The 23,293-nt window shown below is 63.1% G+C and carries 6 protein-coding genes; 4 read left to right on the top strand and 2 right to left on the bottom strand.

Annotated elements, in window-relative coordinates:
* The first annotated feature begins 122 nt into the window (after positions 1 to 122).
* Positions 123 to 16,112: a non-ribosomal peptide synthetase gene (locus FEZ60_RS15490; RefSeq protein WP_242484610.1), complete on the top strand. Its 15,990-nt coding sequence runs from the start codon at positions 123 to 125 to the stop codon at positions 16,110 to 16,112.
* 129 nt (positions 16,113 to 16,241) lie between these two features.
* Entirely contained in the window at positions 16,242 to 17,861 is a 1,620-nt protein-coding gene (locus FEZ60_RS15485; RefSeq protein WP_116101888.1) for a polysaccharide biosynthesis tyrosine autokinase, read from the top strand.
* A gap of 357 nt (positions 17,862 to 18,218) precedes the next feature.
* On the opposite strand, the gene FEZ60_RS15480 is transcribed toward FEZ60_RS15485, so the two are convergent.
* On the bottom strand, positions 18,219 to 18,743 hold the full coding sequence (locus FEZ60_RS15480; protein ID WP_033235836.1) for a protein-tyrosine-phosphatase: 525 nt from the start codon (positions 18,741 to 18,743) through the stop codon (positions 18,219 to 18,221).
* Between the two features lie 115 nt (positions 18,744 to 18,858).
* Between FEZ60_RS15480 and FEZ60_RS15475 the strand changes: the two genes are divergently transcribed.
* Positions 18,859 to 20,178 carry a UDP-glucose/GDP-mannose dehydrogenase family protein gene (locus FEZ60_RS15475; RefSeq protein ID WP_172936421.1) on the top strand — a complete coding sequence of 440 codons (1,320 nt, stop codon included), beginning with the start codon at positions 18,859 to 18,861 and terminating at the stop codon, positions 20,176 to 20,178.
* A gap of 147 nt (positions 20,179 to 20,325) precedes the next feature.
* Positions 20,326 to 21,924: an Hsp70 family protein gene (locus FEZ60_RS15470; protein WP_172936420.1), complete on the top strand. Its 1,599-nt coding sequence runs from the start codon at positions 20,326 to 20,328 to the stop codon at positions 21,922 to 21,924.
* 1 nt (position 21,925) lies between these two features.
* Here FEZ60_RS15470 and FEZ60_RS15465 read toward each other — a convergent pair whose 3' ends face one another.
* Entirely contained in the window at positions 21,926 to 23,191 is a 1,266-nt protein-coding gene (locus FEZ60_RS15465) for a YibE/F family protein (RefSeq protein WP_033235722.1), read from the bottom strand.
* Between the last annotated feature and the right edge of the window lie 102 nt (positions 23,192 to 23,293).

The raw sequence follows: 23,293 nt of genomic DNA, 5'->3' as shown, positions 1-23,293 counted from the left end.
GAATTGACCCTGAGGTGGTGGGAGGGGGCGTCGCACCGTAAACTTCAGCCTGGCCGTTCTTGTTGTGCGCGTAATTAGATGGACCTGATCAGCCGGCGTTTCCAATACATAATTCGGGGCTGATGAAGGTGGAGGTATCGGGTTTGAACTCTTTCCCGCTGTCTCGTGCCCAACAGGCGCTGTGGCTGGCGCAACAAGTCAATCCTTCAACCCCTTTTGTTGTTGCCCAGTACGTGGAACTTCGCGGACTTATCGACGTGTCCGCTTTGATCGAAGCAACGGATCGTGGGTGCCGCGAGATCGAATCTGCGCTGGTACGGCTAGTCGAGACGGATGCGGCACCACAACAGGTTGTTGATCTTTCAATTCCCGATGCGCTTGGCTATGTCGACCTACGCGGCAGTGACAATCCGATCGAAGCGGCACATCAGTGGATGACGCTGAGCTATTCGCGACCGATAGATATGTCGGTCGATCGTCTAATTGCCGCCACTTTGTTGCACGTATCAGAAAATCATTACTTCTGGTATTCGCACGCCCACCATTTGGTACTCGACGGACACGGCGCAATGACGCTTATGAATCGGGTTGCCGAGCGTTACACACATTTGGTGGAAAACACTGAGGTGCCGCCCTTACGTGCGCTCGGATTGCATGAGCTGTACCAGTTGGATGCGTCGTATCGTTCGTCTTCCCGATTCGAAACAGACCGGCAATATTGGGCGGGACTGGTTGATGGCATGCCAGATCCCGTGCGGTTGACCGAACGGCGTGCCGCACCGTCGATGCCGCAGCGCATGCTCACTCGCACCATGGACGCAGATCTCGCCGCGCGGATCACCACAGTTGCGAAACTGTGGGAAACCAGCGAGGTTCCGGTTATCGCCGGCGCCTACGCGGTGTACCTGGCCCGCATGGCCGGAGTTGCCGAAGTTACTCTGAGCCTTCCCATTTCAGGTCGAACGACGGCCGCGATGCGACGCTCTGGCGGAATGCTCGCCAATATCGTGCCGATGCGCGTGTCGGTGGATCCGGAATTGACAGCGGCCCAACTTGTGAATCAGCTCTCGACGCAGTTGACCGGCGCCCTGCGTCATCAGCGATTCCGTTACGAGGACATGGCCGGCCCCGGCAGCCGGGGTGGAACGCGCGATTCGGCTGGGCCCGCCGTGAACATCATGATGTTCCACAACACTATTCGCCTCGGCGACGTTGTCGGAGAATTTCACGTACTCACGTCCGGCCCTATCGACGATCTGTTCTTCAGCATCTACCCAGCGGTTGCGGGCGCTGACATTCGGTTGGGATTCGAGGCGAACCCCGGTGTTTACAACGAGCAAGACCTCGAGCTTCACCACCAGCAGTTCGTGCAGGTTCTGACCGAGCTTGTCGATGCGCCGGCGGATCTTCCAGTGGGCAGGCTTGGTGTACTGACCGCCGACGATTACGCGATGCTGGTGCCCAGCAGGGGATTACCGGCCATCTCGCCGCAGACACTCGACGCAGTTCTGTCCGAGGGTTCCGGCGGCGCCGGAACGCCGGCTGTCCGCGCGGGCGGCGCTACGATCACCTATGGTGAGCTCCGCTCCCGATCAGCCTTCTTGTGTAACAAGCTGATTGATCGCAGCGTTGGCGCCGGTGACGTGGTGGCGATCATCGCGCCGCGTTCGGCAGAGTCGGTAGTCGCCTTCCGCGCGGTCATCCGATCAGGCGCCGCGTTCATGTTTGTCGATCCGGACTACCCGGCCGAACGTATCGAATTCATGTTGGCGGACGCGGGCGTGAGCGTCGTCGTTGCGCCGCGATCGTGGTCGGCGCCTACGGGAATCACGCACGTGGACATCAACACCGATCGCTACGACGATGCCGATCAACACGAAACACCGGTACTGCGCGCTGCGGCGATCGATGATGTTGCCTACATCGTCTACACATCAGGCTCCACCGGGCAGCCGAAAGGTGTTGCGGTTACACACCGCGCCGCGACTTCGCTGCTGCGCGCCCACTCCAGGAATCTTGTTGTCGACGCGTCGGCCCGGGTCGCTCACTTTGTTTCACCCGCTTTCGACGTTGCGGTACTGGAACTCCTTCTTGCACAGGGAACCGGCGCAACCGCAGTAGTGGTGCCGCCCGGCTTGATCGGCGGTGCTGATCTGGCCGACTACCTACGCGCAGAACGCGTGACGCACTTCCTGTCCACGCCGGCGGTGGCGTCGTCGATGGATCCGAGCGGCTTGCCGGACCTGCGCACGCTCAACGTCGGCGGCGAGTCGCCCTCGCCGGATCTGATCGAGCGGTGGTCGCCGTACGTCGGCGTCGTCAACTCGTACGGTCCCACCGAAGCGAGTGTGACCGCGTTCATGAGCGAACCGCTGGACCCGGCGCAGCGGCCGCCGATCGGCCGGCCCATCGACGGCGTCTCCGCCGTTGTGCTGGATACTAGTCTGCAGCCGAGCGCAATTGGAGCAACCGGCGAACTGTATGTGATGGGCCCCGGACTGGCACGCGGATACGTGCGCCGCGCGGGCCTCACCGCAGAGAAGTTTGTTGCGGCGCCGTACGGAGACCCGTCGAGTCGCATGTACCGAACCGGCGACCTCGTGCGGTGGACGGCAGAGCGCCAGCTCGAATTTGTCGGGCGCGCAGACCATCAGGTCAAGATTCGTGGTGTCCGGGTCGAACTCGGTGAGGTGGAAGCGGCACTGACGTCCGTCTCAGGTGTGGCGTCGGCGCTGGCGGTTGCCCGCGACGGCGAAATCGCTGCGTACGTTGTACTCACGGCCGATGAGGGGCCTGAGTCCACAGACACGCCGATTGTCACCGAGACGTCGTTTGTCACTGAGCATCTGGCGAATGTTCTACCCGCTGCGATGATTCCGTCCTCGGTGACCGTGGTGTCTACGTGGCCGACCACCACAAACGGCAAGATCGACCGAGACGCGCTACCCACGCCGCATCGCGAAGCGGACGTCGCACTGCAACCGGTCGATCACCACGAAGCTCTTGTCGCCGCCGTGATGGCAGATGTACTCGGGGTTGCATCGCTGAGTGCCGATGCCGATTTCTTTGCCTCCGGCGGGAACTCGCTTGCCGCGGTGTATGTCGCGAACAGGCTGTCCGAGGCCCTTCGCATTCGCGTAGGTGTCCGCGACGTGTTCGAGGCCTCGACACCGACGGGACTCGCGCAGCACCTTCGCCGAACGGCCGCAGGATCGGCGTTGCCGGAACCTGTTGTGGTCCCCGCCGATGTCGTGGTGGAACCGTCACTGGCGCAACAACGTATCTGGCTGCTCTCACGCCTCGCCCCGGAATCTTCCGCCTACAACGTGTCTTTCGAGGTGACACTCGGCGGAGGGCTCGACATCGACGCACTCGAGCAGGCGTTTGCCGACATTCAACATCGGCATCGCGTCTTGCGGACGATGTATCCGATCGGAACTGCAGGCACAGCAGTGCAGGTCCTGTCGGAATCCACGACAAGCCTGCTGCAGGTGGGCGCAGACGAGTACGCCGCCGCGGCCGCAGATGCAGCCAGGCGCGGATTCGACGTCGCTGCCGAACTGCCACTGCGCTTGGTGCTGGCGTCATTCGGCGAACACGACCACCGCTTGACCGTCGTTGCTCATCACATTGCTGTAGACGGACTCTCGTTCGGTGCGGTGGTAGGTGACCTGGTCCGGGCGTATGACGATCGCGTTGGCGGCGCACCGCCGAACTGGCCGGCGCAGGTGCTGGATTACCGCGACTATTCGGTGTGGCAGCGAGCAGCGCTCGGTGACCCCGATCAGCCGGGAAGTCTTGCTCATGACCAACTTGCGTTCTGGGAGAACACGCTTGGGTCGCTGCCGACGGGATTGGATCTGCCCACCGACAGGCGACGGGCGATGGGCACGGAACCGCCCGCTGCCACTATCGCGTTCGACATTCCGGCAGATCTTCACGGACAGCTGACGGCGATTGCCCGCCAGCACAACGCCACCACGTTCATGGCGCTGCACGCCGTGCTCGCAGTTCTGCTCCACAAGATCACCGGCGCAGAGGATTTTGCGATCGGGACTCCCACGTCCGGACGCGCACACCCGGCGTTCGATTCCACGGTGGGCATGTTTGCCGGCACGGTGGCACTGCGCACGGCGACCAAGCCGGGGGACACCTTTGCCGCCTTCCTCGAACAGGTTCGCGATGTCGATCTCGCCGCAATGTCACACGCGGATGTGCCGTTCGATTGGGTGGTCGATCGGGTTGCACCCAACCGCGGACTGAACCGGAATCCGTTGTTCCGTGTTGTGCTAGCGCTAGACGCGTTTGGTACCGAGGCCGATATGGCACTCGGCTCGGCAACGGCACACGGTGTGGGTCACACCCCCGATCACGCTCGATTCGACATCGAAATGGCCGTCCGTGAAGAACGCCTTCCCGACGGCTCGCCCGGAGGAATCGCCGGGTCACTCACCTACGCTGCCGATATCTTCGACGCGGAGACCGTGTCCGGATGGATGGATCGGCTGCTGCTAGTCTGCGAAGCCGTCACGGCCAGGCCGGATATCACGCTTCGTGCTGTCGACGTCCTGAGTGCCGGCGAACGTGATGCGCTGACGCCAGTTGCGGCGGCGCCTGCCCACTCGGCACACTCATTGGCCGAACTGTTTCTGGCACAGGTGGTTACCCACGGTGATGACGTTGCAGTAGGCGTCGGCGAAGATGGTCTCACGTACTCCGAGCTCGAACATCGGTCTGCAGTGCTTGCCGGCGCTTTGATCGAGCGCGGCGTTCGGGTAGGAGACCGGGTTGCCGTTGCGCTGCCGCGCTCGCCGGAGTTTGTGGTTGCGGTGCTGGCCGTAGTTCGGTCCGGCGGTGTGTACGTTCCCCTCGACCTCGATTATCCCGACGCGCGGGTCGAGTATCTACTCGGCGACGCCGCACCGACACACGTGCTCTGCGCCGAATCTGCGGTACCACGCCTCACGAACTTCGGCCGCGAACTGATCGACGTTGCGGCAGTGGGTGATCCCGACCTGACCCGGCGCCGCGCTGTGGTACCTGCGCAGGACGCGTACCTGATCTACACCTCCGGCTCCACCGGCACCCCCAAAGGTGTTGTGGTGTCACATGCCAACGTCATCGCGTTGCTGGCGGCAACCGAAAAGATTCTCGATGTCGGCGCAGGCGACGTGTGGACGATGTTCCACTCCGGTGCATTCGACTTCTCGGTCTGGGAGATGTGGGGTGCGTTGACAACCGGTGGACGGTTGGTTCCCGTCGACGCCTATGTCGCCCGGTCCACTCCGCAGTTTGCGCAGTTGCTGGTAGACGAAGGAGTCACTGTTCTCAATCAGACTCCGTCGGCGTTCCAGGCGCTTGCCGCGATCACGCAGTCCACCGAACTGCCGTTGCGGCTGTTGATCTTCGGCGGGGAAGCCCTGGATGTGGGCTCGGTTCGCGGCTGGCTCGACAGCCATCGCGAGATTCGCGCCGTGAACATGTTCGGCATCACCGAAACCACGGTGCACGTCACGGCATTCGATCTTTCGGGCGCCAGTGACGACGATTCCGTTATCGGCACGGCGCTTCCCGGACTCCGTACGTATGTATTGGACAGCTCGTTGCGGCCGGTGCCGGAAGGTACCGTCGGCGAACTGTATGTTGCGGGCCCGCAGGTTTCTGCCGGGTACTTCGGTAAACCCGCACTGAGTGCCACCAGGTTTGTTCCCGAACCCGCAGTTGCCGGATCGGTGATGTACCGCAGCGGCGACAGGGTTCGGATGTACCGGGGCGCGCTGCGGTACATCGGTCGTGCCGACAGTCAGGTAGAGCTGCGCGGCTATCGCATCGAGCCGGGCGAGATCGAAGCGGCGCTGTTGCGTCGACCCGAGATCAGCGCGGCCGCAGTAGTTCTGCGTGAGCTGCCCACCGGACCGGCGCTGGTGGCCTACATCGCGCCAGACATCGACGATGCGGACGCCGTTGTATCGGAACTGCGGAACCAGCTGCCCGCTCATCTGGTGCCCACGCTGATTGTGCCGCTGCCCGCACTGCCGATCACTGCGCACGGCAAACTCGACCGAGCAGGATTGCCTGAGCCAGCCTCGCGCCCCACCCACGGGCGGCCACCGCGCGACCCGATGGAAGAAACCGTTGCAGCAGTATTCGCCGAACTCCTGCACCTCGAAACTGTGGACGTCGCACGGAGTTTCTTCGACCAGGGCGGAAACTCTCTTATCGCGACCCGTCTGTCTACCCGGTTGAGCGCGGTCTTCGACACCGACATCGACGTGCGTGAAGTATTCGAGCGCCCCACCGTCAGCGAATTGGCCGCAGGTATCAGCGCCCGGATCGGTAGTGGCCGTCGACGCATCGCTCTCGAACCTGCCGGCAGCGATGCAGAATTGATCCTCTCGCCGGCTCAGCACCGCATGTGGATTCTCAACCAGTTCGACACCACCGCAGCCGGATACAACATTCCCGTGATTCTGCGACTCGACGGAAACGTCGACGCCAAGACGCTGCGCAAAGCCGCGGTTGACGTCGTAGAGCGGCACGCGACGCTCCGGACGATCTACCCAGTGGGAGTCGACGGTGTGCGTCAGGTGGTGCTCGAGGCCGAACTGGTCACTCCCGCACTCGAACCCGTGACAATCGGCTCTGAATCGGTCATGGACCGGGTTGGCACGCTGGTGGGATCAAGCTTCGACGTGACGGTCGATCCACCGGTTCGCGGCGAACTGTTCCGCCTCGGCGAGGGCTCTCACGTTCTGGCACTGGTGATCCACCACATTGCCGCGGACGCGTGGTCGATGGACGCGTTGATTCGAGACACCGTCACCGCATACACCGCCCACGCGAAAGGCGTCGCGCCGTCCTGGCAGCCGTTGCCGATTCGGTACACCGATTACAGCGTGTGGCAGCGCGATTCGGGAGTCCCCGATCATGTCGCCGAATACTGGCTGGAGAACCTGGCCGGTTTGCCAGATCAGGTGACGTTGCCGCTGGATCATCCACGGCCGCTGACGCCGTCGGGCCTGGGCCGATCCCATCAGGTCGAGCTCGGTGATTCCTTGCGCGGGCTGCTCGACACCCTGGCGCGATCACACAACGCCACCACGTTCATGGTGATGCATGCCGCGCTGGCCGCACTCGTCTCGCGGTACAGCGCCAGTGCCGACGTGCCGATCGGAACAGTGGTGGCCGGCCGCTCCGATCCAAAGCTGGACGATCTGGTGGGAATGTTCGCGGGCACGTTGGTTCTGCGAACCGCGATCGATCAAACCGCGTCCTTCGCGGAGCTGTTGGGCCACGTTCACCAGCAGGACCTGGCCGCATACACCCACGCGGACATGCCTTTCGAGACGCTCGTCGAACAGCTGAATCCCGCCAGGTCGCCGTCGCACCATCCGCTGTTCCAGATCGCGCTGTCCTTCCAGGCGCCGCGGCCGACCAGCTGGGAACTGCGGGGCCTGACTCTCACCCCGATGGTCGCAGAGTTCGAACACGCAAACTTCGATCTCCAGCTGAATGTGACTGACGCCGCCGACGATCATCCGATGCGCCTGGAATTTGCCTACAACGCAGATCTATTCGACGCAGACACGGTCACCCGGTTCGCGGAACGGTACGTGCGCTTGCTCGAGCAGGTATCCGCTGATCCGTCGGTGATCCTCGGACGGATCGATCTTCTGGACTCGGGCGAGCGAGCAGCGTTGGTTCCGGCCAGCGGGGTCGACACCAGCGCGACAACCACATTGGCGTCGATGCTCACCCGTGGAGTGCGCACCGCACCGGACGCGCTGGCAGTAACCGGCAACGGCGATACCCTGACCTATCGCGAACTCGATCGCCGCTCCGACGTTGCCGCGGCGGACTTGCGCGCCGACGGTGCGGGTCCCGAACGGGTGATCCCGTGGACGGCGGATCGCACTGTCGATTCCATCGTCCGGTTGTGGGCCATCGCCAAGACCGGTGCGGCGCCCGCCTTGATCGACCCCGCTCAACCGGCGTCGCGCACCCTCGATGCGCTCAGCGCAGTGCTTTCCCCAGATCTTGGTGCCGCAGCGACAGAGACGATCCCCAGCGGCGGCGCCGCTTACGTCGTGTTCACCTCGGGTACCTCGGGAGCGCCCAAAGCCGTGGTGGTCACGCACGAGGGACTGGGAGCGCTCGACGCCGATCTGGCAGCGCGTTACCGCGCGAGCACTGGTTCGCGCGTACTTCACCGCGGCGCACCGGGGTTCGACATGACGCTCCTGGAGGTGTTGATCGCCGGCTCGAGCAGCGCAACGCTGGTGCTCGCGTCGGATACCGAGTTTGCCGGTCCCGCGCTCACCGACCTGCTTCGCCGCGAACAGATCACGCACCTGTGCATCACACCGACGGTGATGGCAACGGTCGAGGACAACGATCTGCCGCACCTCGAGATGGTGATGCTCGGTGGTGAGCGCCTGACCGCCGACATTGTCGAACGATGGTCACCGGGACGACGCGTAGTGAACGGCTACGGTCCGGCCGAGGCAACCATGTACACCGTTGCGACAGAACCGCTTATCGCAAACGGCCGCGACATCCCGATCGGGTATCCCGTAGCCGGCGTCGACGCCTTTGTTCTCGACAACTTCCTCGAGCCGGTTCCACCTGGCGTCGCGGGCGAGCTCTACCTTGCGGGCGCTGCGCTTGCGCGTGGATACGCCGGTCACCCCGAATGGACGGCCGAACGCTTTGTTGCCACCGCAGGCGGCGCCAGGATGTACCGCACCGGCGATCTGGTGATGTGGAAGAACACCGGTAGTGGCCACCGGCTGCACTACCTAGGCCGCAACGACGCGCAGTTGAAAGTCAACGGTGTGCGGATCGAGCCTGCCGAGATCGAAGCGGCCATCGCAGCGATCACTGAAGTTGACTTCTGCGCAACGGTTCTCCGCACCAGCACCGCAGACACTCCGATGCTGGTGACGTACGTGCGCCCGAAACGTGGTGCGCAGCTTGACGGTGACGACCTGCGCCGCAGGCTTGCCGATGCGCTCCCGTCGTACATGGTCCCGGGTGCCGTTGTGGTTTTCCACGACGATCCGCCCGTGGTGAACGGCAAGCTCGACGTGCGCGCATTGCCGACACCCCGCGTTTCCGCCTTGCCCTTCGAACCTCCGCGCACCACCACCGAGCGTGCTGTGGCCGACGTATTCGCCAGCGTGCTCGGAACCGACCACATCGGCCGTGGCACACACTTCTTCGATCATGGCGGAAACTCGCTACTCGCTACCCGAGTGACGTCGCAGGTAGGAAACACCCTGGCACGGAACATCTCGCTGAGACTGCTGTTTGCACACCCGACCGTCGCGGAACTTGCTGCGGCGCTGGAACAAGAGCCGGATTCCGATCACGGTGTGGCGGACATTGTTGCCGGCCCGCGTCCGGTAGAAATTCCGCTCTCACGCAATCAGCAACGTATGTGGGTGCTCAACACCCTCGACGCCACCAGCAGCGCGTACAACCTGCCGGTTGCCGTTGACCTACGCGGTGAGCTCGACGGTGCGGCTTTGCAACTCGCCCTCGGTGACGTGCTGAACCGGCACGAGATCCTGCGAACCGTCTACCCGCAGCGGCCACCGGTACAGCAGATTCTGGCCGATGCGGAACTGGCTCTCGAATCCCGTTCTGCCACCGAAGACTCACTGGATGCCGATCTGCATGCCTTTGCATCCCAAGGGTTCGACGTGAGCAATCAGCTCCCCATTCGCGCCGCATTGTTCACGCTCGCGCCCGAACATCATGTGCTCGCGGTGAACGTGCACCACATTGCCGCAGACGGTGGCTCTCTGGTGCCGATCGTTCACGACGTGCTTGCTGCCTATTCGTCCCGGCACGCAGGTTCGGCTCCCCAGTGGCAGCCGTTGCCGATTCAGTACGCGGATTATGCAGTGTGGGAACAGGCTTCAGGAACCGAATCGGTATCTCATTGGCAGACGGAACTCTCCGACGTCCACTCGGTGGCGCCGCTGACGCCGGATCGCGGCATCGTGTCGACGTCGTGGACAGCAGATCGTGTGGAGTTCTCCCTGGACGCCCACACCACGTCGGCGATCGCGGAATTGGCCGGCCGGGCCCAGGCAACACCCTTCATGGTCTTTCACGCCGCACTGGCAGCAGTTCTCTCGAGGTTGAGCGGCAGCTCGGACGTGGTGATCGCAACTGCGGTGGACGGCCGCCGATCACCGGCCCTTGACAATCTGATCGGAATGTTTGTCGATACTGTCCCGCTGCGGGCACAGATTCACCGCGACACGACGATGCTGCAACTCGTGGAGCAGGTTCGTGAGCGCGATCTTGCGGCCTTCGAGCACAGCGATGTGCCCGTGGAAGCTCTGACCTCGATGCTCGGTGGCCGGATGCCGCAGGTTGCGTTGGCACTGCAGAACTTCACCATTCCCGACGTCGACATCGCCGGCCTGGCCGTCAGTGCTACCGAAATCGAGACAGGCGCAGCCAAGTTCGAGATGCAGGTATCGCTGACCGAGCGGCCGGACGGCCACACGGACGGGCTGGTTGTGTACGCGCGGGAGCTCTTCGACGCCGCGACTGCGCAATCGGTGGCCGACCTGTTTGTCGACGTTGTGCAGCGCGCGCTTGCCAACCCCTCCGTGGTGGCGTCGGAAGCATCAACGATCTCCGCACCCAGCTGGGTGGCAACACCCGTTGATTCGTCCCGGACTCTGAGTGAGATCTTCACCCGTACCGCAGTGGCGTTTCCCGACAACGTTGCACTGCGCGACGGCACAGAGATGCTCACGTATCGAGAACTCGACCACGCGTCGAACGAACTGGCACGTGAGCTGGTGGCCGCCGGTGCCGGACCGGGCGCGGTGATCGAGATCAGCGCGGTGCGATCGATCGACTACGTCCTCCGTCTGTGGGCGATAACCAAGACCGGCGCTGCTTTTGCGCCGATCGACCCTGATTTTCCCGACGCCCGTCTGCGTCGGTTGCGGTCGGTGTTGCAACCCGTCAGCCCCGTTCCCGGCACGCAGAATCCGGACGCCGTGGCGTATGTCATCCATACCTCCGGGTCGACCGGTAACCCCAAAGCAGTTGCGGTAACCCACCGCGGGCTCGGCCCGCTCACGGACGAAGCTGTGGCGCGATACCGCGTCACACCGGATTCGGTTGTCCTGCAGGGCTACAATCCGAGCTTCGATGCCGCTGTGCTCGAGATGTTGCTTGCCTTCGGCAGCGGAGCAGCATTGGTTGTGGCGCCACCTGACGTTTACGGTGGCCGGGACCTCGAAAAGTTCGTGGCAGAACACCGCATCACGCACCTACTGTCCACCCCGGGTGTGCTCGACACGATGGACCCGGCCGCACTGCCACTGCTCGACGTGGTTGCCGTCGGCGGCGACGTTCTCTCGCCCGCGACCGCACACGCCTGGAGTGCCGGCGCGCGGATGCTCAACGCCTACGGCCCCACGGAAACGACCGTCGTGGCAACTCTTGCGGATATCGACTCGGACACCGGAATTGGTGAACCCATCACCGGTACCGGAGCCGAAGTGCTCGATGGCGCGCTGCGCCCCGTCCCGTATGGCGGGGTGGGGGAGCTGTACGTGAATGGTCCCGGGTTGGCGATGGGTTATCTCGGCGATCCCGCCGCAACGGCGACAGCCTTTGTGGCGGCAGCGGGCGGGCGGCGACGCTACCGCACCGGCGACTTGGTACACCGAACGGCCAGTGGTGCATTGGGATTCGTCGGTCGGTCGGACCGTCAGGTCAAGGTGCGCGGTGTGCGAATCGAGCTGGCCGAGATCGAGACTGCGGCGCGGTTGCTCCCCGGAGTGAGTGCTGTGTCCGCGCTCCTGATTGGCGATGTGATCACCGCATTTGTCGTCGGCGAGGAAACCAGCGAAGACGCGCTCCGACATGAATTGGTGATGCAGCTACCCGGGTACCTCGTGCCGGGACGCATCGTCATTCTCGATGCGTTGCCGCTCACCCGCAACGGCAAGGTGGATGTGAGCGCACTGCACGCGCACCTCGGCGAATCCACACCTCACGCCTGGCCGCTCACTGCCACAGAAGAATTGGTGACGGCAGTGATGTCGCACCAGGCGGGCAGCACTGTGAGTGTGAGCCACAACTTCTTCGAATCCGGTGGAGATTCACTGTCCGCCACGGTGGTCGCGGGTCGACTGGCTTCGGTGTTCGGGCGCGACGTATCCGTTGGTGCGGTTTTCGAGAATCCGTCGCCGCGTGCGTTGGCTCGCTGGATCGATGCGGCCGAAGACGTTGTTGTCCGGCCACTGCTCACCAGTCGCGCCGCCGAAAGCCGGGTGCCGTTGGCTCCCGCGCAGCAGCGTATGTGGTTGAGCTCGCAGCTCGGTCCTGCGTCGTCGGCATACAACTTGGTATTCGCGGTCGCCATCGGACCGGACATCGAGGTAGACGCTCTGGCGGAAGCCATATCGGATGTGGTTGCCCGGCACAGTATTTTGCGCACCGTCTTTCCCGCTGATTCCGTCGGGCCACACCAGGTAGTCGCGGATGTCGCGGCAGTCGATCTTGTTCCCGTGCTTGTCGGCGATCTGTACGAGGGCGCAGCGCTCCTTGCGTCCGCGCCATTCCAGTTGGAACACCAACCGCCGATGCGCGTGCAGTTGACCGTTGACGGCTCCGGCGCCCGGGCCTTGGTTGTTGTGGTGCACCACATTGCGCTCGACGGCGGTTCGACGGGCATCGTGCTCACGGATTTTGCCGCCGCACTGTCTGCGAGAGGTGCGGGGCATCAACCGGATTGGCGCCCGCTGCCCGTCGACTACCAGGATTACAGCATCTGGATGCGCGGCGTGCTCGGTGATAAGAACGATCCGACCTCACTCGCTCACCGCCAATTGGACTACTGGACAACAGTTCTCCGCGGTGTCGACGGCGTTTTGCCGCTGCCGACAGACCACCCGCGGCCCGCTGCTCCGACACAACAAGGTTCCGTCGTGTCCGCCGCGGTTGACGGTGACCTGTACGCGGGGCTGACAGCTCTGGCCCACTCGCAGGGAGTGACGGTCTTCATGCTCCTGCACAGCGTGATCGCGGTGCTGCTCGCGCGTGAAAGCGCAACCGACGACGTGGTTGTCGGCACAGCGGTCAGCCTACGAAACGACCCGGACCTGCAGTCGATGGTCGGAATGATGGTGGGTACCGTCGCGCTGCGGACGAATATCCGTCCAAGCGATCGATTCTCGGACATCCTCGACCAGGTACGACGCGTCGACCTCGGGGCCATGGACAACGCCGACGTGTCCTTCGACGACGTGGTTGCCCGAATCGCGCCGCCGCGCACGGCAAACGAACACCCGCTCTTCACCGTGATGCTTGCGTACCAACGTGCACAAGAACTTCCGAGTGTGCCCGGGATCGAACCGCTCCGGCTGACCGGGGAAGCCCCCGTAACCGCCGATTACGATCTGACCTGGGATCTGACCGACACCGGCGTCGGTGTGCGCCTGCGATTGCTGTATGCCACCGACCTGTTCGAGCAGTCGACAGCAGAACTGTTTGCCGCGAGGTTCATGCGGATTCTGGGCGAAGTGGTGGCGCATCCGCAGAGTGTGGTGGGGGATATCGATGTACTCGGTGACCGAGCGAACCAGCCGCTCCGCAGTCGCGGTGATATCGCGCCGCTCACCCTGGCCGCACTGATCGGCAACGTGCTCGCTGAAACCCCCGAAGCCACTGCGCTCGAGGCAGACGGCAGGGCATGGACTTACCAAGAGCTGTTCGACCAATCAACATACTGGGCTCAGGAACTGGTGGATCGGGGAATTGGGCCCGACGACGTGGTTGCCGTTGCAACCGGGCGCGGACATCTGTGGGTAGTTGCACTCTGGGCCGTGGCGCGAGCCGGCGCCGCCTGGGTTTCCGTGGACCCGGATCAGCCCCGTGAGCGACTCGAAGCGATGGTTGCCGACAGTGGAGCGAGCCTCGGACTGTGCGTGGCGGGTGCCCGCGCTTTGCCCTCGTCGCCGACATGGATTCCGATGTCCGATCGCACTGCAACAACGCCGCTGACCGGCACGCGGGCAGCTCACCCGGACAACCTCGCTTACGTCATCTACACCTCGGGATCGACCGGTACCCCTAAAGGCGTTGCGGTATCTCATCGCGGCCTGGCAAATGTGTGTGCCACCCATCTCGAGATGTTCGAGACGGGCACCGCCATGCGCATCCTGCAGCTGGCGTCACCTACCTTCGACGCCTCGGTCCTCGAATTCATGATCGCGCCGGCCGCGCTCGGAACGCTGGTACTGGCACCGGAATACGTCTTCGCGGGAGCCGAACTGACGGAATTCATCGTCTCGCACGCGATCACCCATCTCATCGCAACACCCACGGTTCTCTCGACACTCGACCCGAACGAGATCCCTTCGCTGACAGTGGAATCGGCGGGAGAGATGTTGAGCGTGGACCTGGCGGCGCAGTGGTCCCCTCGGCATCGGATCTTCAACGGATACGGCCCCAGTGAGACCACCATTGCGGCGGCAACGTCGGCGCAGATATCCGGCGGAGACACAGCAATCGGCGGCCCCGTACATGGAGCGTCGACGCTTGTCCTCGACGCCAGGCTGCATCCCGTTCCCGACGGCGTCACCGGCGAGCTCTACATCGCCGGCCACAACCTTGCCCGCGGGTACATCCACGCGCCCGAGCGGACAGCCCTGCGGTTTGTTGCCGACCCGAACCATCCCGGTGCCCGGATGTACCGCACCGGAGACCTCGTTCGACGACGGCGAAACGACGGTGCCCTCGAATTCGTGAGCCGCAACGACGACCAGGTGAAGATCCGCGGCATCCGCGTCGAACCCGCCGAGGTCGACGCCGGATTGCGTCAGCATCCCGCTGTCACGTTTGCGGTAACCGTTGTGGTGGACGGGGAACTGGCGTCGTACGTCACGCTCGAGGATGCGTCGGCGGATCCGAGCAGTCTGCGAAAGTTTGTTTCGGCAACCCTGCCGAGTCACCTGGTTCCCGCAACCGTCACGGTGATCGACGCGGTTCCGGTGCTACCGTCCGGCAAGGTCGACAAGGTGGCATTGCCGGCGCCGGATCGTGGCAGCGTCGGTGTGATCGAGCCACCCGAAACGGAACTGGAAGAGTGCATCGCACAAGCGTTTGCGCACAACACATCCGCGCACACGGTTGGCAGGTTCGACAATTTCTTCGAACTCGGCGGAACCTCCATGGGCGCGGTTGACGTAGCGTCGACGCTACGTACGCGGCTCGATCGTGATGTGCAGGTTCAATGGATTTTCACCGATCCGACGGTGGCCGAACTTGCCGAACGTATCGAGGCCGGCGGAAAGACCGATCCGATGGACACCATCGTCCTGCTCGGGGGAGATCCACTCGATCAGCGTCCGCCGCTCTTCTGCGTTCACCCCGTGAGCGGATTGGCGTGGTGCTACGCCGGTGTGGCGCAGCACCTGGGTGGCCGTCGGGTCTACGGTGTGCAGGCAACGGGTGCGGGCGAGCTGCCCGGGACCCTCAACGCGCTCGCCGAACGGTACGTGGACGCGGTGCGGATCGTTCAACCCGATGGCGCGTATCACCTGCTCGGCTGGTCGCTCGGTGGAACCGTTGCGCAGGAGATGGCGGTGGCGCTCGAGGAGTCCGGTGCGAGCGTCGGATCGGTTGTCATGCTCGATACGTTGCCGCCGGAGCGGATACCGGCCATTCAAGCAGCTCCCACCGCTGGCGAGCTATTTGCCGAACTGGGTCTGACCGAGCTGGAAGCGCCGCGCGTCGATCTGACCTTTGCGCAGGCGGCCGACGAGATCCGCACCAGAGCTCACCTGGATTTTGTGACCGCTGAACTCCTGGAAGCTGCTTCCGAAAGGGTGGAGAAACTTGCCAGAATGGCGAGTGACCACGAACCGAGGAGCTACCGCGGAGTTGTGGATTTTGTTGTTGCGCAGAGAGATCTCCATCGTCATCGCGACCTGGTCGAGCGATGGTCGGATCGGGTCGCGATCATTCGCGAACACTCGGTCGATGCCACGCATGCCGAGATGATGGCGCCATCAGTTCTCTCCCAGATCTTTGACCTGGTGCGGTATCGAGAGGATTCTGATGTGACGTAGCAAGCAGTGTCTAAGGATTTGCTGTTCAATTGAATGTCAGGTATGCGGCAAATGTCGCGGGTTCTGACGTGACGCTTGTGATCATCGCTCCAACGCGCAGCTCAGTGCGTGAGCCGAAAGGGATTGAAGATGGAAGTACAGGACTACCTGAAGGTATTGCAGGCGCGCTGGAAGATCATCGCTGTTGTCACCGTTGTCGCGATTCTCGGCGCGTTGGGCGCCTCGCTGATCTCGACCCCGATCTACCAGGCCTCTACCAGGCTGTTCGTGTCCACCACGCTGGGAAGCTCCGTCAACGAGGCATACCAGGGAAACCTGCTGTCACAGCAGCGGGTTACGTCGTACACCAAGCTCCTGACCGGACAAACCCTCGCACAGCGCACTATCGATCGGCTCGGTAGCGATGCAGTCAACGGAATGACGCCGGCCCAACTCGCGGCAAGCGTTGTGGCGACGTCCGCACCCGACACGGTTCTGATCGACGTGGGCGTGAAGGATCCGTCGCCCGAACGTGCACGCGATATCGCGAACGCGCTGTCGGACGAGTTTGTCTTGATGGCAAAGGAATTGGAGACCCCGGAGACGGGTGGAACCCCGGCGGCCCGTGTGGTCGTCGAGCAGGAAGCGGGAACACCCACCACACCGGTCTCGCCGAACACCAAGCGCAACATCGCACTCGGCGCAGCAGTTGGTCTGCTTCTGGGTATCGCGCTTGCCGTCTTGCGTGACCGTCTCGACAACACCGTCAAGGATCGTCGGGTTGTCGAAGAGGTAGCAGGCTCGGCGTTGGTCGGAACCATTCCCTTCGACAAGGAAATGCAGACCAAGCACACCATCGAATTCAACGAAGGCAACTCTGCCAGCGCCGAGGCCTACCGCGAACTGCGTACCAACCTTCAGTTCCTCGAAGTCGACAACCCGCCACGCGTCATCGTTGTCACGAGTTCGCTTTCCGCAGAAGGTAAGACGACGACGGCCGTCAACATCGCTCTGGTTCTCGCCGAGGCCGGAAAGTCGGTCTGCCTCGTGGAAGGCGACCTGCGCAAGCCGCGAGTCTCGAAGTACCTCGGCATGATCGGCACCGTCGGCCTCAGCTCGGTCCTGGCCGGTCAAGCGCAACTCGACGACGTACTGCAGCCGACAACGCACGGCGATCTGGTTGTCCTTGCCTCAGGACCTATTCCGCCGAACCCGAGCGAATTGCTCGGCACCGATCACTCCCGACAGGTTCTTGCCGAACTTCGTGATCGATTCGAGTACGTCATCATCGACGCGCCGCCGCTGCTTCCGGTAACGGATGCCGCGGTCCTGACCGCAATGTCAGACGGCGCCTTGGTAATTGCACGCCACGCCAGCACCAAGCGAGACCAGCTTGCCCGGGCCGTCGGCAACCTTCAGAGCGTCGGCGCACGCATTTTGGGCACCGTCATCACGATGACGCCCGCCAACAAGCGCGGCGGTGGATACGAGTACAAGTACTACTACGAAACCGACAAGACGGTGCCTGCGCTCGCTGAAGCTGCGCCGTTACCGGGAGCCTCCGCAGGTTCTGCGGCTCCTGCCGAGGCCACCGCACCGAAGAAGGCGCCGGCACCCGCGACGGACGCCGCAGATACCAGCGCCGCTCCCGTCAAGGCTCCCGTGAAGGCTTCCGAGGAAGCCCCACACTCCTCGATACCGTTCGATGATGCGCCAACTCAGGAGTTCCAGCTCCGGACGAGTGAAAACGGACATCGCTATCTCGATTGATTCTGTTACCGCCGAATCAGCCTGAGTACATAAACGGGACTTTGGTCCGGAAATGATCACTTTTTTTCCGACCAAATGCCCGGAATGTGCTAAAAAAGGTTAGTATCACGGCGGTGGCAATCCGCCATTCACCTTAATGATCCGGAGGATCTCATGCTCGGTTCCCTGTATTCTTTCAGCGCAGAAATTGGCGTCCCGTCTGTTGATGACATTCTGGCATTCATCGGCAAGGGCATCGGGTCGATCTTGAACGTGAGTGCGTAGTAGCTAACAAACAGCCCCTGTCCAACTGAGCTGGACAGGGGCTGTTTTCTGTCTGAGGGCAATGATTACCGAAGAGGATCGGCAAGCGGAGTCCTATTGAGCGGGAATCGCAATGCGCCGTAGCAAAGGCCCCAGAAGAGTGGCGATCTCTAAACCCACCGCGTGGAAAGTTTCCTCATCCGCGCCTATAGGATCGGCAACGTCTTCACTTTCCTGAACGTGATAGCGCGGGCGAGCGTCGGCGAGTTCGGCAACGGTTGTTGCCGCCGATTCTTCCGCTAACCGAGCGGCCTCACGTAGTGTGAAAGTCCGCTTGAACTGCGATGGCGCCAACGCCAGAATCTTGTCGCGATGACGCTCCGTCATAGCCAGAATCAAATCGGCTTCAGACGCGATCGCAGTGGTAAGCCGGCGAGCGCGAAAATTGGAGGGATCGCCTCCCAGCCCTTCCAACACGAGCGCTGCTGTCGGTTCCACCGCATGACCGACAAGGGCGCGTGTGCCGGCACTCGACGCCGTGAGATCCGTGATTCCCGCTTCCTCCGCAAATGCCCGAGCAAGGCGTTCCCCTGTTGGCGATCGGCAGATATTTCCGGTGCAGACAAAGAGGATGTGCATGAGGTCAATCATAAAGGGGCAGCGCCACAATGCGGCACCATGATGTCGCGAAATGTTTGCACATCGACTACGCGGTGTTCCCGCCGCGTCCGTCGTTGGGATATATGAACTACTCATGAGACTGACCGTGTTCGGGACCGGGTACCTGGGGCTGACCCATGCCGTGTGTATGGCGGAACTGGGACATGAGGTTCTGGGCGTCGACATCGACGCCGCGAAGGTCGAGATGCTGTGCGCCGGTCATGTTCCGTTCTTCGAACCTGAACTGGCACAGCTGTTGACGCGGAATCTCGAATCCGGGCGGCTGGGCTTCACGACGTCGTACGCGGAAGCCTCGGAGTTCGCGGATCTCCATTTTCTTTGCGTGGGCACTCCCCAGAAGCGCGGCGAGAAGGCCGCGGACATTTCCCACGTCGATGCCGTGATCGACACGCTGGCACCGTTATTGGAGCGTCCGGCCGTCATTGTCGGGAAGTCGACAGTTCCCGTGGGGACAGCCGCACGGCTAGGCGCGCGGGTTCGGGCCGCCGCCCCGGCAGGCGACGGCGTCGAGGTGGCGTGGAATCCCGAATTCCTGCGCGAAGGAAAAGCCGTCGCAGATACGTTGCGTCCGGACCGGCTGGTTGTCGGCGTCGATCGGGATCGCCCCGGCACCGCCGAATCTGCTCTTCGGGACGTCTATGCCTCGATGCTCGACGCGCGCATCCCGTTTCTGGTTACCGACCTGGCGACATCGGAACTCGTCAAAGGTTCGGCAAACGCCTTTCTGGCCACAAAAATTTCCTTCATCAACGCGATCGCGGAAATCTGCGAGGCAACCGGAGCCGACGTCACCGTGTTAGCTGACGCCCTCGGTCACGACGCCCGGATCGGGCGGAGCTTTTTGAATGCCGGTCTGGGATTCGGCGGCGGTTGCCTGCCCAAGGACATTCGGTCGTTCGCGGCGCGGGCCGGGGAGCTGGGCGTTGATCAAGCCTTGTCGTTCCTCCGCGAGGTGGACAGCATCAACATGCGACGCCGAACCAAGGTCCTCGAACTGGTGACGCAAGTCTGCGGCGGCAGTTTGCTGGGAATGAACGTGGCTGTCCTAGGTGCGGCCTTTAAGCCCGAATCGGACGATGTGCGCGATTCGCCCGCACTGAATGTTGCGGGCATGATGCAACTGCACGGTGCGAACGTGACGGTGTACGACCCCAAGGCGATTGAGAATTCGCGCACCATTTTTCCCACGCTCAATTATGCAACGTCGACGTCAGAGGCGTGCAAGCGCGCAGATGTCGTGCTGGTTGCAACCGAATGGTTGGAGTTTGCCGAACTCCAACCGTCACAGCTGGATTCGGTTGTGCACGGGCGGGTGATCGTCGATGGACGCAACTGCCTCGACCCGTCACTCTGGCGATCGGCCGGCTGGATTTATCGCGGGGTAGGGCGATGAGAGCTAAGAGATGAATAACTGACAAGTTGCCAGCCGTACGGTCGGTTCGACTCGGTACATCTCCACGATGCAATCGAATGGGTAGACTTCCCGCCGGAAGGTGACGGATCTGCTCATGGATCTGTTTGCAGTCGACGAAGGTGGCTCATGAACTTGGTGCTCGGTGTAACAGTGGGGGCGAGCGCTGTGCGCTTGGCACGCCCAGGAGCGCCGGAGCATGGTGGGCCGGTATTTCGATCCAGAGCGATCGTGCGCGGACACGAAACCCCCGAAGATGTCGCAGCAGATTCCATTCGCGTCGCGCTCGCGGAATTCACCGGCCACGACAACTCTGTCGCCGTCGTCTACCGCGATCAGAGTCAGGCAGGCGCCCTCAGCCAGGCACTTGATCGTGGCCGGATCGACAACTACCGGCTGATACCCGAATCTGCGGCAATTCTGCGGATGCTCGAGGAACCGGGAACGCTGGGCGCACAGAACACCCTGGTGGTCATCGACCTCGGCGCCACCGGTGCAACCGTCGACGTCCTCGATCGCACCACCGGTGCAACCATCGTCACCGCCAGATCCAGTCAAGTCAGCGGCGATCAGTTCGACGCACTCGTCTACCTCGACCAAACCGAACGACGGCGCATCGCGACGCCTACCGATCCCGAAGGCGTCGCAGAACTCCAAGCCCGGAGCCGACTGGCCAAGGAACAACTCTCGACCCGCAGCGCAGTCTGCCTCCCCGGACCAGGCGGATTACTACTCCTCTCCCGAGAAGTCTTCGACTCCTTGGTCGCGCCCAGCGTCGAGGCTCTGGCCCGAGAGGTCCGTGAGGTGGTTGCCACCTCCGGTCGGCGCCCGGACTCCGTTGTACTGATCGGCGGCGGCGCCCGAGTCCCCATCATTCGCACCGTGCTGGAACGGTGGATCGAAATCCCCGTCATAGCGCCGGAACAGCCAGACCTCCTCGCCACGCAGGGAGCCGCACTGCTTGCCGGCGGCGCGCCCCGCAGAGAACCCGTCGCTGCGCCCGCCGTGACTGTTGCGGCCCCGGCAGTGGCGCCGATCTTTGCGCCGTACCCGATCAACACCCCTGCTGTGGCGCCGGCGCCCGTCCAGGCATTCGCCCACGGTGGCCTTGCAACGATGACCGGGCCAGGGCCTGCGCCGGCGAGTGCCGATCTCGATGCGCCCGCGCATGCGCAGGTGGCGCCTGCACCCGAGTCAGTACCGACCCAGGCTCAACCAGCCGCCGACTACGACAGCGACGAATCAGACGTCAAAGAACCCGTCATGGTCGATGCCCAGGCGTACTCGGCTGTTCACGAAGACGTCAGTGGGGGACAACCCACCTGGCTCGCCGCTACTTCACACGACGAGACAACCACCCCGGAGTCAGGCAGGCAGTTCCGATTCGCCGGACTGGGAGCCGGTGTTGTTGCCGCGATCGTCATCGTCGGTCTGGGAATGGGCTACGGCGGGAAGGTGTTCGGCGATTCGGGCGAAGCCGGCCCGGTAGCAACAGAGGTCACCACAACACAAACGCCGTCGACGACGGTTCCGACCACCACCACAACACCGCCGCCTACCACCACAACAGAGCCGCCTCCGGTGACGGAGGAAGCTCCCGTGTACGAGGCACCCTACGAGGCGCCGTACGTCCCGCCGGCACCTGCGCCGGCGCCGCCGCCCGCGCTGTACATTCCCGGGCTGCCCCCGATCCTGCTTCCCGTTCTGCCGCCCATCCCCGGTTTGTGAGCTAGCGCTTGGAGTGACGCCCACCGTTCGATGCGGTGGCCGTCGAACTTCCCGGTGGACGGGCAAGGAGCACTGCGATAGCCGTCGTGAGCGGAACCGACAGCGCAAGCGCGATGCCGCCGACAGCAGATCGCACAATTTCGATGGCTACGGCGTCGCCGACCAGAACGTCGCCCAGCGGACGGCCACTGACACTGAACAACAGCAGCAACGGCAAAGCGCCGCCCGCATAGGCCAAGACCAAGGTGTAGACGGTACTGGCGATGTGATCGCGACCCACGCGCATCGAGCCGGCAAACACCTGGCGTCGGGTCGCGCCCTTGTCCAACTGCGCCAACTCGAATGCCGACGACGCCTGGGTGATCGTGACGTCATTGAGCACACCCAGCGAGCCGATGATGAAGCCTGCGAGCAGGAGTCCGGTGATGTCGACGTGCTGAATGTAGGTCTGCACGTTGGTGTTCTGCTCTTCGGAGAGCCCGGTGAGTTGTGTCAGTTCGATCGACAGGTAAGACAGCACCGCAGCAAGAACCATGGCGGCGAGGGTTCCGAGAAGCGCAGAACTGGTTCGGAGCGAGACCCCGTGTGCGAGGTACAAGACGGCATACAAAATGACGGCGCCCGACACCAGGGCAACGGGTATCGCGGGTTTTCCGTCCAACAATGCGGGGAGGAGAAAGCCGACCACCACGCCGAACGCCACCACAAGCCCGAGAAGTGCCCGCAATCCGCGCCACCGGGCAACAGCGATGATCACCACGGCAAAAGCCACGACGATGAGCGTCAGCGACAATCCGCGTGAATAGTCCTCGAAGGAATACTGCGTCGCCCCGGTCGGATCGGTCTGGCGCAGCAGACGGATATGCTCGCCGACTCGCAAATCAGGTTGGCCGGGACCCGGAATGATCTCCAGCAATGTCTGGGTACCGGCGTTCGGACCCGATTCGATGTCGACGATGCTTCGCTGACACTGATAACTCGTATTCGCCGGGGGTGCCGGTTCGCCGACGAATGGTCTTCCCGCCGAGACACTTCCGCAGGCGCCGATCTCCTGGAGGGTGACCGTGCCGGCCTCCGTGACCACTGACCCGCCGTCGGAGTTCTGAAACGGCAACGGGATGTCGAGGTTGGCCTTGTCCGGCCACAGAGCGATGACGCCGACGAGTACGGCTAGACCGACGACGGTGAGGATGCCGACGACGACGCGGGCAGCAGTGGCTCCGATGTGGAGTGGGCCGTCATGACCATGGCCGTGACCGTGGCTCATCGGAAACTGAGTGTCGGACTGGGGATTTGCACCGGTGCCATGTTAGCGGCAGTTGCTGTGAACAGGTGAGTCACCGGACTTGGCGGCTGGAGAGGAAGAGTT

This window comes from Rhodococcus sp. MS16 (assembly GCF_013277795.1).
GTDB classification, from domain to species: domain Bacteria; phylum Actinomycetota; class Actinomycetes; order Mycobacteriales; family Mycobacteriaceae; genus Rhodococcus_F; species Rhodococcus_F globerula.
The sequence above is the reverse complement of the archived record's forward strand: the minus strand, read 5'-3'. Positions and strand labels throughout refer to the sequence as shown.